This window comes from Hyphococcus lacteus (genome assembly GCF_041058985.1).
In the GTDB taxonomy this organism is placed as follows: domain Bacteria; phylum Pseudomonadota; class Alphaproteobacteria; order Caulobacterales; family Parvularculaceae; genus Hyphococcus; species Hyphococcus lacteus.
On the sequence record NZ_JBEHZE010000001.1, the window covers coordinates 144,298 to 160,630 of the forward strand.

Sequence of the window (16,333 nt, forward strand, 5' to 3'; positions counted from 1 at the left end):
AATGTTGAGGAAACTGGCTTTATTCACAGCCCCTATCGCCCTTTTGTCTGCCAATGCGCATGCCGACGAAGAATCACTTGAACTTGCCGCAATGGACAGTGTCGATCAGGTCACAGTCTTCGGGTCTGCTGGCGGGTTAAGCGAAGTCCCAGGTGCAATCACCTATCTCGACGCTGACGACATTGCCAAGCAATCCTACACCGACATTTTGCGCACTTTACGCCGCGTACCCGGGGTCAACATTCAAGAAGAAGACGGCTACGGCCTACGGCCAAATATTGGCTTACGCGGCTCCGGCTCGGATCGATCTGCACGAATTACAATTATGGAAGACGGAGTTCCGATCTCCCCGGCCCCCTATGCGGGACCGGCAGCATATTACTTCCCATACGCAGGGCGTATTAACTCAGTCGAGATCACCAAAGGCACCGGGGCAATAAAATATGGCCCACGGACAACTGGTGGCGCGATCAACCTGTTCTCGACACCAATTCCCGAAGATTGGTCCGCAGCTGCGCAATTTTTACTGGGTTCAAATGATGGCCGTCGCCTTCATGCCTATGCCGGTGGTCGGGGTGATCTCGGCGCGCTGGACGGCGGAATCTTGATTGAGACCTTCCAGCAATCCACAGATGGTTTTAAGAAAATTGATGCTGGCGGGGATACCGGCTTTGATGTTTCAGATTACGTGATCAAGGCGGGGCTATACACAAAAGATGGCGCGGCGATTCCCCAAAGCCTTGAATTTAAATATCAGCGTTCTGATGAAACATCCGACGAAACATATCTTGGGTTGACCCGTTCTGACTTCTCGCAACAACCCGATCGACGTTACAATGCGTCGCAAGAAGATCAATTTAATAGTGATCATGAAACATTTCAGATCACCTATAACGCGGAAATCACATCTGATCTAAACTTTAATGTAAACGCCTATAGAACTGAATTTGCGCGCGATTGGTTTAAGCTTGAAAAAGTATTGGGGACGTCCCTTTCAACTGTTCTCAATGATCCGACCACCTATTCAACCGAATTTGCAAACCTTGTTGCGGAACCCGGTTTTGTCGGCACCGCCGATGCCTTGGAAATCCGACATAATGCCCGTGAATATGTGGCCAAAGGAATTCAAGGAACGCTAAGTTATCAAACAAGAACCGGTGCAATCGCTCATAACCTCGAAGCAAGCTTGCGTTGGCACGAAGATGAAGTCGATCGTTTCCAGAATTTTGAATATTTTCAAGCGAACGATTCAGACCTACTCCGCACCAGCGTGGGTGCCCCCGGAACAGATTCCAATCGCATCGAAACCGGCGAAGCACTTTCAATATTCGTACAGGACAACATTGATTGGGGGCGCCTCCATGCAACCCTTGGTGTACGGATCGAAGACATTGAACTAAAACGCTTCGATTACGGCAAGGCCGACCCAAACCGAACTGGCGCTAGCCTTTCTACGCGCGAGAATTCTTTGACAGCCGTAACCCCTGCATTCGGGATCGTCTATGACGTTACGGATCAGTTTTCAGTGTTAGGCGGCGTCTATCGCGGCTTTGCTCCTCCCTCTCCTGGCAATTCAAACTCCAGCGAAGAAGAATCGACAAATTGGGAAGGCGGTTTCCGTTGGGCTAATAACGCCGCAAGCATAGAAGCAATCGGCTTTTTCAACGATTACCAAAACCTATTGGGCACATGCACGGCTTCCACCGGCGGCGGGTGTGTGATCGGTGATCAGTTTGGTGGTGGGGAGGTCGATGTATACGGCCTCGAACTAGTGACTGCTGTTGATGCCGCACAATGGCTTGAAACGCCTTTCTCATTACCGCTTTCAGCAACATACACCCTCACACAGTCTGAATTCAAAACCAGCTTTTCATCTGGCTACGGACCATGGGGTAATGTAAATATTGGTGACGAGCTTCCATTCGTAGCGGATCATCAACTTTTGCTTACCGCTGGCATCGAAGATACCCGCTGGGGTGGTGAAGTTGCGATGTTCTATCAATCCGAACGCCGCACGTCAGCGGGTCAAGGAGCGATAGCACTCGCGGATAGCCTTGATGCGCATACCGTGTTTGACGTTTCCGCATATATTCAAGTCATGGAGAATGTGAAAATACGCGGTAAGGTCGAGAACATCTTTGACGAGGAATACATCGCCTCGCATCAACCTGCGGGATTACGCCCCGGCCTACCCCGGACATTCTGGATCGGCGTAGATCTTTCGCTTTAACAAAAAGAATAGGGCCGCTCAAAAGAGCGGCCCTCAATCCATTTAAGGATCGCGATTCCTTCAGCCAAATGGCCTCGAGATCTATTCAAATCTGGTGGTCAAACGGCGGTCGAAGGCTGCTCCGAAACGCGCTTTTTCCACAAAGACCTCTTTGGCTTCCTGAAATCACTCGACATCGAACCACCTCCTCTCGTTGATTGAAACTAAGGGTAGTTTGGGGTGCATTATCCCATTTGGCAAGGGGGTAATAGTTAACATATCCGAGGTTATTTTCGTTGACGGTCACGCCCCTGCGCAGTCAATTCAGTATAAAAATACTATTTTAAAACCAGTGCGTACACAGAAAAAAAGGGCCGGTCATCAAATGGATGACCGGCCCTTTCATTTTGTTCAGCACAAGCCCTATGACGCGAGCATAGGTGCCAAAATTGTTGAATAGACGATCACCAACAAAATACTTGCCGGGCAAACGTAACGAATAAGAAAGCGCCAGCGTTGGAACCAAGCTTCAGATTTAAATCCAATGGCCTCTCGCGCAGTAGACGTCGATACAACCCAACCAGCAAACACCGCAGTGATAAACCCTGCGATTGGCAGCACCAGATCTGTCGTCGCGCTTAAGAAATCAAGAAGTACCATCCCCTTGAACAAGGTCGTATCGCCCAAAGGCTGCCACGTATTCCAGAAGCTAGTTTGATCTTCACCATTTGGCCCGACAGTCGGTACCTGACTAAGGGCATTCAACACACCAATTACAAATACGACTAACCCGATACCACCAGCTGAGAACAAACGTTGATCACTCTTGGTTTGTTCATCAACCCACTTTGTCGCCGTTTCCAACAATGCAATTGACGATGTAATGGCCGCAAAAAAACCAAGAACAAAGAACATCAATCCAAAAATTCCGCCAAACGGAATTCCTTGGAAAGCCAACGGCAATGTTTGGAACATCAAAGTTGGTCCGCTGCCTGCATCCAATCCCATTGCAAACACGATTGGGAAAATTGCAAGGCCTGCGATAATACCGACACCAGTATCTGCAATCGCCACCAGGCGGGCAGATTTCGGCAAGTCCTGTTCCTGACGCATATACGCGCCATAAGTTGCCATTAATGCTGAACCAAGGCCGATCGAAAAGAAGGCCTGTCCAAGCGCCGCAGAAATGACAGAGCCGTTTTTAACCCCAGCCCAAAGATCATCAAAGCGTACGCCCAAAAGAAAATCGACACCTTGGGGGGCATCGCCTTCGATCATCGCAAAACCAAGCAGCACAATCAGCAATACAAAGAATGCAGGCATCAAAAACATCACAGCCGCTTCGATACCGCCTTTGACGCCGCGCATAACGATACCCACCGTCAACACCATGAAGACCGCGTGAAACGCAATCATGCGCGTCGGGTCATTCAGAAGCTCACCCAGCTTGGCCGCCACTTGTTCGCTTGATTGCCCCTCGAAAGCACTGGCCCCAAGCCCGGCAATACCGCTCCGACCGATTGAAGCGATCAAATCGCCACCAATCATGATGACATAGGCCAATACCCAGCCCGCAATCACAGAATAGAACGTTAATATTATAAATGCGCCAATCATGCCGATCCATGATTGTGCGGCCCACATTGGCGAGCGCCCCTCAGCTTTCGCTAGTTTTACGACACTGCCGACAGCTGACATGCCGCCCCGACGGCCAATGAACAGCTCTGCGACCAATATCGGTAGGCCAATGACGGCTACGCAAATTATATAGAATAGGACAAAAGCCCCGCCGCCATTCTCTCCCGCGACATATGGAAATCGCCAGAGATTCCCTAATCCTACGGCAGAACCTACCGCCGCCATGATGAACGCCGCCCTAGAAGACCAGTGATTACCCTCGCCAGCCGTACCTTGCATAAATGCAACCCCTTATATTTTTAGCCACCGGAATGGTGTCTTTATAGATTTTAGACAAATTTTTACTGTTGTTAGCAAATATTGCTCAAGGGAGAGAGCATAAAAACACGGCCGAAGACGCGAATAATCGTCTAAAGCACATAAATTGGGGAAAAACCTTGCCGGAAACGCAGCTTTTCGAACCTTCTCACCTACAGACCGAACAGGTCGAAAGCCTTATTGCTGCCGCAGGCGTGGACGGCACCCGCGCTATTCTCGAAGCATTTCAGCGCTCCACCTTGGAATTGCTAGCTCTGCTCGACCATGGGCTTAAAGATGGCTCGCTAAACGAAGCCTATAAAAACGCTCACGCCGTAAAAGGATCCGCAGCCAATGTCGGCGCACAGCTTCTGGCAGAGGCTGCAGGCTCAATCGAAGGCGCGTGTAAAGACGGCAATGCGGTGGCCGCACTCCAGTTTCTGAGCGAGGCTCAATCGAAATTCGAGACATTCTGCGTACATTTCGACGCTCATCTCGCGCGATATTAGATCTCATAAATTTTGCGCTTGAGCGCCGGTCCAAGCGACGATTAGAATTCGCTCGACCGGTACATGTCCTGATCTCGGTGGACATGGGCGCTCATCACAATGCCAAACCCGGCCATAATTGTGAGCATCACAGTACCGCCGTAAGAGACAAGCGGTAATGGCACACCAACGACTGGTGCAAGTCCCATTACCATGCCGGTATTGATCAGCACATACAGCGTGAACGTTGCGACGACGCCTGTTGATGCCAATCTGGCAAAATGTGATTTGGTATTCATCGCCACAGAAAGCCCTGTGATGATGACTGCCATATAAATCAGCAACAAACCAACCGCACCAACGAAACCAAACTCTTCTCCAAAAATCGTAAAGATGAAATCGGTCTGCATTTCGGGAAGGAATTTGAGCTGGCTCTGCGTTCCCTCCATATACCCCTTGCCGTCAAGGCCACCCGAACCAAGCGCAATTTTTGATTGCATCAGATGGTAGCCCTCACCTAACGGATCGCGGTCAGGGTTTAGAAAAGTCAAAATCCGGCTGATTTGGTATTCTTTTAAAATCTCAAACCTATAGGCACCATATGCAGCAGCAATACCGCCCAAAATTGCAGCAAATCCGATTCGCCAACTCAAACCCGCAACAAAAATGATGATCGCGCCAGTGGCAGCGAGCAGTATCGCCGTTCCAAGGTCAGGTTGGATAAAGATCAAGCCAACTGGCACGCCAATCATCAATGCCGGCGGAATTAGGTAAAGGATATGGGACACCTGTTCCGCGCGAAGGCTATGATAATAACGCGCGAGCCCCAAAACCAGACCGATCTTCATCGCTTCTGATGGTTGAAACTGCATACCCCCAAATTCAATCCAGCGGCGCGCACCCATATTGACTTCGCCAATAAACGGCACCGCCAGCAATGCAACGAGTGAGGCGAAATAAATCGGATAGCTAAGCGCCATCCAATATCGAATGGGCACCATTGCAATAGTAGCCATGATCGTGAACGCCGCGACATAACGCAGACCATGTTTCAGCGCCCATGGCTGCCAGCTAGCCTCGGCAACTGAGTAGAGCGTGATCACGCCCGCACCAGCGAGCATCGTAAGCAAGATGACCAACGGCCAATGCAACCGAGAAAGCTTGTCGCGAATACCGCGCCGCCGACCGGGTAAGATGATGGATGACATCGCTATCCCCGCCGTGGTGCAGGCGCACGAGCCAACGTACGCGGATCAATAGCAGACCGAGACGACGGGTCTTTAGCCGCAACGGCTTTCATGATTTCACGGGCCTTTGGCCCCGCCATGGATGCGCCGCCGATTCCGTGTTCCACGACCACGGCACAGGCATAGCGCGGGTTTTCATAAGGCATATAGCTGACGAACAATGCGTGGTCTCGTCGTTCCCACGGCAAGTCCTGCGGCTTCGCAAGGCCCTTTGCCCGGTCTTCAGCGGTGATCTGGTAAACTTGGCTTGTACCTGTCTTGCCCGCCATTTGCCATTCAGGATCGTCGATACGCGAACGCGCGGCCGTGCCCCATTCATTCGTAACCGCATTCATCCCTGCACGGACAACAGAAAGGTGATCTTGGTCAACGTCGATCAATGGCGCTTCTGGCGCTGGCAGAATTAAATCACCAACAGCCCGAACAAGACGTGGCCTTACCGCCCGGCCCGTAGCCACGCGCGCGGACATCACCGCCAACTGCAAAGGTGTTGACGTAACGTAGCCTTGTCCGATGATGACAGATAAGGTTTCGCCCTGGAACCACGGTTGGTTCGCTGGATTGCCCGCAAAATACTGACGTTTCCAATCGCGGTCTGGAATGATCCCTTTTTGTTGTCCGGGAATACCCAATTCATAGGTCTGACCAAGGCCAAATTTGCGAGCGGTATCGGCAAGCAAATCAACATCAAGCGTTTTCGCGATATCATAATAAAAGATATCACAAGAATGTTTGAGTGAGCCTTTCATATCAACGGTGCCGTGACCACCGCGCTTCCAGCAATGAAAATAGCGGTTTCCGTACCAGATGCGCCCATTACAAAATGCGGTGTGGTTTGCCTTCACGCCGGCGCGTTGAGCCGCAATTGCACTCACGATCTTAAACGTTGATCCCGGCGGATAAACACCAGAAAGCGGTTTATTGAGGAGCGGTTTATATGGACTGGAATTTAAGTCGCGCCATAAATCAGGATTGATTCCGACGTTAAAATCATTCGGATTAAACGCAGGTGTTGAGGCCATGACGAGAATGTCGCCAGTTACGACATCCATCACCACGGCGGCAGCGCTTTCGCCCGCAAGCTCTTTCATCGCGGCTTCTTGCAGTTCCGCATCGATCGTCAACGACAAGGTTTTACCTTGCGCAGAGGGCACAGCAGAATCCGCCATCTCCTCAATCACGCGACCATGCGCGTTGACTTTAACGTTGATCGCGCCAGCGCTCCCGCGAAGCTCTTTTTCGTAGGTTCGCTCTAGCCCTTCGCGGCCCACCTTGAACCCCGGTTGCCGCAACAAAACACGGTCTTCGTCAGTTTCCTGAGAGGAGAGATCACGCTCGGTTACCGCACCGACATATCCGATGACGAAGGCAGAAGCCTCCCCTTCCGGATAGTCACGTGTCTCACCGACATCCGGCAAAACACCTGCTAAATGCGGCAGTTCAAAATTGATCTTGGAGAAATCATGCCAACTCAGATTGTCAGCAATTTGTACCGGGGTGAAGGATCCGCGACGACGAATTTCCCGCAAAATACGCGCGCGGCGTTCTTCGCTCACCGGCGTGATGCTAGCAATTTTATCAAGCGCAGCGTCAACGTCCCGGGCTTGCTCAGGGATCAGCAGAATACGAAAGTTTTTCCGATTAGAGGCAAGCGGCGCACCGAAGCGGTCAATGATCTCTCCGCGTAACGGCGTTAAAATACGCCGGTTAAACTGGTTGCGTTGGGCAAGGTCTAAATATTTCTGGTGGTCGGTAACTTGCAGCTGATAAAGCCGCCCGGTAATGCCCGCAAACAAAAGCCCAACGCCGCCACCAAACAAAACCGTCCGGCGGCCTACTGTTTCCTGTCGTTCTGGGTCATGTGGGTTTACACCAGCCATGATTACGCCTCCACCAAAACGCGGCGATGCAGCTCGCTAAAGGCTGCGCCAAACAGAGGGTAAATCAAAATTGTGGCCGCAAGTTGTAACACCAACGAACGGACGGGCAGCAAAACGCCTGACATCAAACTCATCACAAGCCACAGGATAATCCCTGCGCCCGCTGCTGCAAAGGCAAAACCGACCCAGACCACTTTTTGTTCTCGTCCTAAAAAATAAGAACGCTGCGACATGACGATAAACTGGGTAAAAAGGTAAACCATCGCCCATAAGCCAAGCGGCCCGCCAGTTAACAAATCCTGAACAAAGCCAATCAGAAATACGCTGACAGACGGTAGTGAATCCGGGCCATAGATTGACCAGAAAAACACCACAACCAAAGGAATGATGGGTGTCGGGGCAAAGCCTTCAAACAGTCTTATTGGCGCTGCCAGAATGATAACGCCGAGAAGACCCAGAATTGTCGGGGTAATTGCTTTGAGGAGCCGAAAGAGGTTCTCTGCACGGTATCCCATGCCCTACCCCTCGACTGGCGGCTGGTCGCTATCAGCGGCTGTTGCTTCGTCTTCAACGGGGTCAACCGTAGGAAATGCATAATTGATCACACGCACCATACGAGTTCTCGCATAATTTGTATAAAGATCAACAACGATGCCGCCATTACGTTCACCACTGACTTCACCAACGGGTAAGCCACGCGGCAACGCACCACCAGAGCCAGACGTCATCACTCTTTGACCAGGTGCGATTTCAACATCGTCACTCGTGACTGTTACAGTGATGACCGGATTTACGCGCGTATTGCCAACAAGAATACCTTCGATATCGGCACCTTCTACATAGACTGGAATTCGACTTTGGATGTCAGTCAGCAACAGAACCCGCGACGCCGCCCCTCCTGCCTCAACGATCCGGCCGATTAATCCATGATCATCGACGACGGCTTGACCAACTTCGACATTTCGAGCCCGGCCTGCATTGACGATCATCGAACGTGCGAATGCGTCATTTGACTCGCCGATTACAAAGGCTGTGACCGGTTGGGCACTTGGTGGTGCTTGGTATCCCTGCAGGGCATTGTAGGTGGCAACAGTCTCACGAAGCTCAAGCGCCTCTACCATCCACTGGCGAAGCTCTGCGTTTTCTGCACGCAACGCCTCGTTCTGTTCCATGACATTAAAATAATCGCCGACAGATCCGGCAACATCATGAACATAATTAATTGGTGCTGAGAAAAATGACAAAATGGGTGATGCTGCGTCCATCACCCCTTCGCGCGCCTTTTTGAAAACTGATGCCTGCGCCGAATACAAACTCGACAACAGCAACAAAATGGAGACGAGCATCAACAAGACGAGCACAAAGCGTGAGTGCGCTTTACGTCCCAATCCCTCGCGTTTGTCCTGCCCTAGAAATTCCATGCCTCGCGAACAAGATCCATTTTGCCGCGCCGTTAAAAACTGTGTCGCCCTAGATGGCCGAAGACAGAACGCCGCGCATTGCTTTCGTGTTTTCTAATGCTGCGCCGGTGCCTAACGCAACACAAGATAGTGGGTCGTCGGCGACAGAAACCGGCAAGCCTGTTTCATCGCGTAGCACCTGATCGAGATTCTTGAGGAGAGCCCCGCCGCCCGTCAACATAATTCCGGTGTCGACGATATCAGCCGCGAGTTCCGGTGGTGTCGCCTCAAGAGCAACTTTGACCGCTTCAATGATTTGGCTCACTGGTTCTGCGAGCGCTTCGGCGACTTGCGCCTCACCGATTCGGACTTCTTTCGGAACGCCGTGCATCAAATCGCGTCCCTTGATTTGGATAGTCGTACCTGATCCTTCGGTCGGGATCATCGCAGAGCCGACTTCTTTTTTGATCCGTTCAGCAGAAGCCTCACCAATCAGCAAATTATACATGCGGCGAATATAAGCGACAATGGCGTCATCCATCTTGTCGCCGCCAACGCGCACAGAACGCGAGTAAACAATGCCGCCAAGCGAAAGGACTGCAACCTCTGTTGTACCGCCGCCAATATCCACAACCATGGAACCGGTTGGCTCTGTCACAGGAAGCCCGGCGCCGATTGCGGCCGCCATTGGCTCTTCGATCAATTCAACCTTACGCGCGCCAGCTGACAAAGCCGATTCCTGAATCGCCCTGCGCTCAACAGCAGTTGCACCCGAAGGCACGCAGACAACGATACGTGGCGACGCGAATGAACGACGATTATGCACCTTACGGATAAAGTGCTTGATCATCGCTTCAGCGACTTCAAAATCGGCAATCACACCATCGCGCATCGGACGGATTGCTTCGATCTCGCCCGGCGTACGCCCAAGCATTTCTTTTGCTTCGTTTCCAACAGCACGCACCATCTTGCGCCCGCCACGGGTTTCAATTGCAACAACTGACGGCTCGTTCAGCACGATACCGCGACCTTTGACATATACCAGCGTATTGGCGGTACCGAGATCGATCGCCATGTCCGCAGAAAGCATGCCTAACAGTGTAGAGAACATTGGGCTTGTCCTATTCGTGGATACTAAAAATCACGGACGTTCTTATCCTTAATGGGTTCCTAAATCGTCAACAAAGAAACAAACGCCATTCTTTTTTCAGAAAAGATCAACGCTGAATATTTACGCATTAACAAGATTCTCGATCAACATACGCCTTTCTTCAGTGAACATTATCGCTTTTCCGCAAACGTCGATAAATCCAGCGCACCAAAAGCAAGAAGCTCAACCACACGACGATAATCAAAGCAACGATCGATAAGTCCTTGGGATTGCGGCTAGTAAAGAAATCAAACACGCCTGAAATTCCCTCGCGCAGCGCATCAGTATCCGGCGTGAAAGCGGCCAGCCCTGCGACAACGAGAATCTTCGGTATTATGCCAATGCCGGTCCCCACCCAGAATTTCCACAATGGAATATGGGCCGCACCAGCCGCCGCGTTTACAACAATGAACGGTGCCGACGGCACCACCCGAACCAGCCCGCTTGCCAAAACGCCGTGGCGACCGATGAAATCTATGGTGCGCTGCACACGTTCACCGCCCTTACGGCGCACCCAACGCCCCCCAAGGAAATGTCCTAGCCCAAAAGTAAGCGTGGCGCTCGTCATTGTGGCGATCCAAGAATAAATCGCACCATTCTGGGGGCCAAAAACAATCACTGTTGCCGTAATCAAGAAAATCTGCGGGAAGCCGGTTAACGCCAAAAATACGAAAATTGAGACGACACCAATCACAGCCCACGGGGATTCCGCTGCGGTCATCAGGAGTTGGGTTAAGCTGTCTTCTTGATCAATATTGAGCCATTGCTGGCCGAATGCGAGCATTAGCACGACAAAGACGAGCAATATCAAAGAAACAGCCAAAGACGTAAATGCCTTGGCATCCATCGACGTGAGCAAGCGCCCCAGAAGGCGCAGAAACTCAATCATAAAAGCGGTTCCACCTAGCGCAGCGCCCTCGTAGGCGCTAGCCGAATTGACCCCAAATTTGACTGCTTAACTATCCCCAAGCAGTCTTTTCCCTTACGTTATTTAATAACGCTCGCCCCTTAACAATGCAATCTATCCGGGCATATTTACGGTTAACGTTGCAGAAATAGCCTAGAGGGTTCAACATACACGTGGGTTTTTGTAGCCAGCGCAGGACCGATTTGATGCGCTGCGGGGAGAGTAAATATGCGTATTTCGATATTCGCATGGGTCATTATTTTTATCATTGGCGCACTCATTGGGGACCGATACGGAACCCCAAATTGGGCTAGTAACGTCGCTGATCGTGGCTTTGTCGCCGTTGAAAGTTGGTTCGGAAAACTAGATGAGCCAATACCTGCCGCAAATGAAGATAAAGCGGACGAAGATGATGACATCGCCGAACCACCTGCCGAAAGCGACCCCGCGCCCACAAATGACGCTGACGACCAAAAACTCCGCATTAATGCCGCGGGCCTTCAAATCATCAAGGAAAGCGAAGGCTTGCGGCTTGATGCCTATAATCTGAACGGCCAGTGGTTGATCGGATATGGCCATGCACGCACAGCGCAAGCAGGCATGACAATCACCGAAGCCCAGGCCGAAAAATTGTTACGTGAAGACATAGCGAGCACCGAAGGTGCAGTTCGCTGGATGGTCGAAGTGCCGGTTAATGCAAACCAATTCTCGGCGTTAGTTTCACTGGCTTATAATCTTGGTGCAGGTGGTTTTTCCAAAACATCAGTCTTGGAAAAACTAAACAAAGGCGAATACCAAAACGCAGCCGAAGCGTTTTTAAGTCATGACCGTGCCCGCATTGACGGCGAACTACAATCCATCCCCCATTTGACGGAGCGTCGCCAAAAGGAACATGATTTGTTTTTGCAACCAGTCTAAATTTAGAGAATCAAATCAATTGCTGCGGCACTGTCTTTCACTTGCGGCCAGTCGCGCGTTTGGTTTCTGAACCAAGTTAATTGGCGTTTAGCAAACCGCCGTGTGTTTTGTTGTAATTGACTGAGCGTCATTTCGCGGTCCCATTCATCTTGGATAAATGCCGTTAATTCAGCGACGCCTAGCGCTTTCATCAACGGCAAACTTGGATCGAGCTGCCGATCGAGCAATGCCCGAATTTCGTCAATCGCCCCCTGCTCTAACATTGCCTCGGCCCGTCTATCACAAGACGCATAGAGCCGTTCGCGTTCGGGGGCGATAACAACCCGCTTGGCGACACCATCAATCATCGGCTTTCGCGGCATTGCCTGAAAAAACGAAAGCGGCTTTCCTGTCGCCCGGTGCACTTCCCACGCACGCAGCAAACGCTGACTATCCCCTTGGGGGAGTCGCGCCATGGGCGGGTCAATCGCGACCACTTCAGCACGGAATGCCTCTGCGCCCAAGGTTTCGCGCCGGGATATGGCCTCTTCGCGCATCGACGCGGGAACATCCGGTATGGGCGACAGCCCTTCCGTTAGGGCGCGGAAATAAAGCCCCGTACCCCCAACGATCACCGGAAGTTTTCCGCGAGCCGCGATTTTCTTAATAACCTTTGCAGCACTTTCCGCCCACATTCCCGCCGAACAACGGGTGTCACCGTCAAGATGCCCATAGAGATGGTGCGGAACAACGGCTTCGTCAGCCACCGAAGGCCGCGCCGTCAAAATCCGCAAATCCTCATAAACTTGCATTGCATCAGCATTAACAATCTCGCCATCTAACTTTTGGGCAATAGATAATGCAGCCGCTGACTTGCCGCCGGCGGTGGGCCCTGCGATAAAGATTAAATTTGCAGCGCTCATGGAGTCGTCCGTACCCGTATGACTTATATTCTCTCGGTCATTGCCAATCCCGAAAATCCGGCCATTGATAACGAACTTCTCGACCGCATAGGCGACGCGGTCAAGGGAACCCCGCCCCGTATTTTGGCTCATAATATCGCCTATGACATAGGACTATCCCACCCGCCATCGTCAGAAGCCCTGACCGAAGCGGCCATGATTGCGCGCGAAGCACGCGTAGACATAAACTTGATTTCCGCCGAAAATCGCCGAAAAAAGCTGCTGATTGCCGACATGGACTCAACAATTATCCAGCAAGAATGCATTGATGAAATCGCCGAATATGCGGGTAAGCGCGATGAAATATCAGACATAACCGAACGTGCCATGCGTGGAGAGCTTGATTTTGACGCGGCGTTGAAGGAACGCGTTGCGATGCTCAAAGGCCTATCCGAAGACGTCCTGAACGAGGCTTTCACAAACCGTATTTCACTCACGCCGGGTGCAAAGACCCTTGTCCAGACAATGAATACGCTTGGCGCAATGACCGCATTGGTTTCTGGTGGGTTCACCTTTTTCACCAGCCGGGTCGCCAAGGAAACGGGCTTTCAATACAATCAAGCAAATGAGTTATTGCTCGATGACGGCGCGCTTACCGGCGATGTCGGCATGCCAATATTGGGCCGCGCGGCGAAAGAAAGCGCCCTTAAGCGCCTGGTTAGCGAAGCCGACATCACACTTAGAGATTCGATAGCCGTTGGCGATGGGGCAAATGATTTATCGATGCTGGGCGCAGCAGGCATCGGTGTTGCGTTTCGCGCAAAGCCGACAGTCGCCGCGGCCGCCCATGCAAGGATCGACTTCGCAGATCTCACCGCGCTGCTATATCTTCAAGGTATTCCGCAAACGGAATTTCGTACTTAAGGGCGAAGCGATTCGTAGAACAAAAGATCGCCGCGTTGGACATAAATCTGAACCGGTCCGCTATTGAGGTTCCGCAACTTGCCAAGCTTATCGACCGCAGACGAAGGCCGCGTCACACGCTCCCAACCGATTTCAAGAATGATGTCACCGGGCTGGAGTACGATCGCTGCTGCGCTATCTGGGTCAACTGCGGTTACAACCACGCCCTGCACTGTGGCCGGAAGGCCGAATGCCTGACGAATGTCATCCGTCGCCTCTTGCAATGTGAGGCCGGAACCTTTGGCCGCGCTGGCCGGCAAAACGCCCGTTGAATTCGACGCCAACATCCGCGTTTCACGGCGATCAACACGAACCGACACTTTGATGCGGCGGCCATCACGCAACACTTCAACGGGAACTGTTGTCCCTATTTGTGTATCCGCCACGGCGCGCGTTAGATCTCGGACACTGCCGATATCGCGGCGGTTAAACAGCAAGATCACATCATTAGGTTCAAGACCAGCATCGGACGCCGGGCTATTCGGGCGGACGACCGTGACTAAAGCACCTTTGGGCGAGCGCAGACCAAGCGTTGCCGCAAGTTCGGCAGAGACATCATCAATCGACACCCCAAGCCAACCACGACGTGTTTCACCATGTTCAAGCAACTGCGAAATAACCGTATCAGCGAGATCCGCGGGAACCGCAAAACCAACACCAACTGAGCCGCCAGTCTGTGAATAAATTGCCGTGTTCACGCCAACAACTTTGCCGCTCATGTCGAATAGAGGGCCGCCGGAATTACCTCGGTTGATCGCCGCATCGGTCTGGATAAAGTCATCATACTGACCTGAATTAATGTCGCGGTTACGCGCAGACACGATACCCACTGTCACCGTACCACCGAGACCGAATGGGTTGCCGATTGCAATCACCCAGTCCCCGACCCGAGCCGCATCTGAGTCACCAAAACTTACGAACGGAAATTTCGTCGAACCGCCGTCGAGCTGAAGCACCGCAAGGTCGGTTTCGCGATCGCGGCCACGAACGGTCGCGGCGAATTCGCGCCCATCATGTAACGTGACCGTAATATCGTCGGCGTTGTCGATGACGTGGTTGTTGGTGACCACAAGACCAGCCGCATCAACTATAAAACCAGAACCAAGCGACACCGCCGGCTGATTAAATTTACGCTGAAGCGGCGCAAGTTCACCACTCGCCTTGCCACCCGCGCTACGTTGGGCAGAAGAAATATTGACCACCGCAGGCGTCAATTTTTCGGCGAGATCGGCAAAGCTATCTGGCGCCCCGCGGCCCGCTGCGACCGCACCCATATCTGCTACAAGCAAACTACCTGACGCTACAAAGCAGGCTAAAAAACCCCGCACAATCCCCAATCGAGCCATAATCGCCTCTACTCTTTCCCCGAGAAAAACACCCTAGCAGAAACAGGTTAACCCAAAGACGACCGCCGGGAAACGCTTCTAATGCGCTTCCCGGCGGGCATTTTTGAACCGATTGGCTTGTGATTACCGCTTTCCGTCCAAGCTATTGAAATAACGGAAAAATTCGCTTTCCGGCGACAACAGAATTGTCGTATCCCCCATTTGATCATCCTTTTTAAGGGCCGCTTCATACGCTTGAAGAGAGCGATAGAACGCGAAAAACTCTGCGTCTTTGTCATAGGCTTCGGCGAAAACTGCGTTTCGCTCACCGTCAGCAGCACCCCGAATTTTTTGGGCTTCTTCTTCCGCGGCAGCTTTAATCTCGATCACCTGACGGTCGGCCTGAGCCTTAATCTGGTTCGCTTTTTCGCTACCTTCAGAACGATATTGCTGAGCAAGCTGACGCCGCTCAGCGATCATCCGTTGGAAAACTGCCTCAGAGTTCGTTTGAGGCAGGTCAGCACGACGGATTTTAACGTCGATGATTTCAACGCCCAAAGGCCGAGCCGACTCGCTAAGTTGCTCCTGGATACGCCCCATCAACTCGCTTCGGCGCTCAGATATAATTTCATCTACGGTGACCGAACCCAAAACAGCACGCATAGAATTCTCGAGCTGTGAACCGACACGATCTTCACCAACCTTTTCCGTGCGAACGGACTGGTAGAAGCGAAGCGGATCAATAATGCGATAGCGCGCAAATGCATCAACGATCAACCGCTCTTGGTTGCGAGCAATGATCTCTGTCTGCCCTTGCTCAAGATTACGGTTTCGTTTGTCGATGAAATTTACACTCTCGGCGAATGGCACTTTGAATTTCAAGCCAGCTTCGGTGTACTGATTTTTTGGCTCACCAAAACGGAAGACGAGTGCCGAATGTGTTTCTGGTACGATAAATGCCGAATTCACAACAACAATCAATAACGCCAGCACAGCGACGCCAATAAGGGGCAATGGAAGTTTATTCATC

14 protein-coding genes are annotated in these 16,333 nt (G+C 51.8%); 4 read left to right on the top strand and 10 right to left on the bottom strand.

The features are described 5' to 3' along the window. The first annotated feature begins 1 nt into the window (after position 1). The gene (locus tag ABFZ84_RS00695) at positions 2-2,230 is read left to right on the top strand and encodes a TonB-dependent receptor family protein (RefSeq protein ID WP_369311753.1); all 2,229 of its coding nucleotides are present in this window, start codon (positions 2-4) and stop codon (positions 2,228-2,230) included. 402 nt (positions 2,231-2,632) lie between these two features. Here the strand turns inward: ABFZ84_RS00695 and ABFZ84_RS00700 are convergent, their stop codons facing one another. Next, positions 2,633-4,126, bottom strand: a complete 1,494-nt coding sequence (locus ABFZ84_RS00700; protein WP_369311755.1) for a sodium-dependent transporter — start codon at positions 4,124-4,126, stop codon at positions 2,633-2,635. A gap of 158 nt (positions 4,127-4,284) precedes the next feature. Between ABFZ84_RS00700 and ABFZ84_RS00705 the strand changes: the two genes are divergently transcribed. Beyond that, entirely contained in the window at positions 4,285-4,653 is a 369-nt protein-coding gene (locus ABFZ84_RS00705) for an Hpt domain-containing protein (protein ID WP_369311757.1), read from the top strand. A gap of 41 nt (positions 4,654-4,694) precedes the next feature. Here ABFZ84_RS00705 and rodA read toward each other — a convergent pair whose 3' ends face one another. The 6 genes from rodA to ABFZ84_RS00735 form a co-directional block, all read right to left on the bottom strand. Continuing rightward, a complete protein-coding gene (gene rodA, locus ABFZ84_RS00710; RefSeq protein WP_369311759.1) occupies positions 4,695-5,840 on the bottom strand; it encodes a rod shape-determining protein RodA in 1,146 nt (381 codons plus the stop codon). 2 nt (positions 5,841-5,842) lie between these two features. Beyond that, positions 5,843-7,759 (bottom strand): penicillin-binding protein 2, encoded by a 1,917-nt coding sequence (gene mrdA, locus ABFZ84_RS00715; RefSeq protein WP_369311761.1) that lies wholly within the window; start codon positions 7,757-7,759, stop codon positions 5,843-5,845. A gap of 2 nt (positions 7,760-7,761) precedes the next feature. Continuing rightward, positions 7,762-8,274 (bottom strand): rod shape-determining protein MreD, encoded by a 513-nt coding sequence (gene mreD, locus ABFZ84_RS00720; protein WP_369311763.1) that lies wholly within the window; start codon positions 8,272-8,274, stop codon positions 7,762-7,764. Between the two features lie 3 nt (positions 8,275-8,277). Beyond that, on the bottom strand, positions 8,278-9,180 hold the full coding sequence (mreC, locus tag ABFZ84_RS00725) for a rod shape-determining protein MreC (protein WP_369311765.1): 903 nt from the start codon (positions 9,178-9,180) through the stop codon (positions 8,278-8,280). Positions 9,181-9,229: 49 nt separating this feature from the next. Next, entirely contained in the window at positions 9,230-10,270 is a 1,041-nt protein-coding gene (locus ABFZ84_RS00730) for a rod shape-determining protein (RefSeq protein ID WP_369311767.1), read from the bottom strand. A gap of 160 nt (positions 10,271-10,430) precedes the next feature. Beyond that, complete coding sequence (locus tag ABFZ84_RS00735; protein WP_369311769.1) at positions 10,431-11,198, bottom strand: TVP38/TMEM64 family protein; 768 nt, start codon at positions 11,196-11,198, stop codon at positions 10,431-10,433. A gap of 246 nt (positions 11,199-11,444) precedes the next feature. On the opposite strand from ABFZ84_RS00735, the gene ABFZ84_RS00740 reads away from it, so the two are divergent. After that, positions 11,445-12,134, top strand: a complete 690-nt coding sequence (locus tag ABFZ84_RS00740) for a lysozyme (RefSeq protein ID WP_369311771.1) — start codon at positions 11,445-11,447, stop codon at positions 12,132-12,134. Between the two features lie 2 nt (positions 12,135-12,136). On the opposite strand, the gene miaA is transcribed toward ABFZ84_RS00740, so the two are convergent. Further along, positions 12,137-13,036: a tRNA (adenosine(37)-N6)-dimethylallyltransferase MiaA gene (gene miaA, locus ABFZ84_RS00745; RefSeq protein WP_369311773.1), complete on the bottom strand. Its 900-nt coding sequence runs from the start codon at positions 13,034-13,036 to the stop codon at positions 12,137-12,139. An 18-nt stretch (positions 13,037-13,054) separates the two neighbouring features. Between miaA and serB the strand changes: the two genes are divergently transcribed. Beyond that, positions 13,055-13,939, top strand: coding sequence for a phosphoserine phosphatase SerB (gene serB / locus ABFZ84_RS00750; RefSeq protein WP_369311775.1), 885 nt, complete (start codon positions 13,055-13,057; stop codon positions 13,937-13,939). Here the strand turns inward: serB and ABFZ84_RS00755 are convergent. After that, positions 13,936-15,324, bottom strand: a complete 1,389-nt coding sequence (locus tag ABFZ84_RS00755; protein ID WP_369311777.1) for a Do family serine endopeptidase — start codon at positions 15,322-15,324, stop codon at positions 13,936-13,938. The two genes, serB and ABFZ84_RS00755, sit on opposite strands and share 4 nt — an antisense overlap. A 123-nt stretch (positions 15,325-15,447) precedes the next feature. Beyond that, entirely contained in the window at positions 15,448-16,332 is an 885-nt protein-coding gene (gene hflC, locus ABFZ84_RS00760) for a protease modulator HflC (RefSeq protein WP_369311779.1), read from the bottom strand. Position 16,333 lies beyond the last annotated feature (1 nt).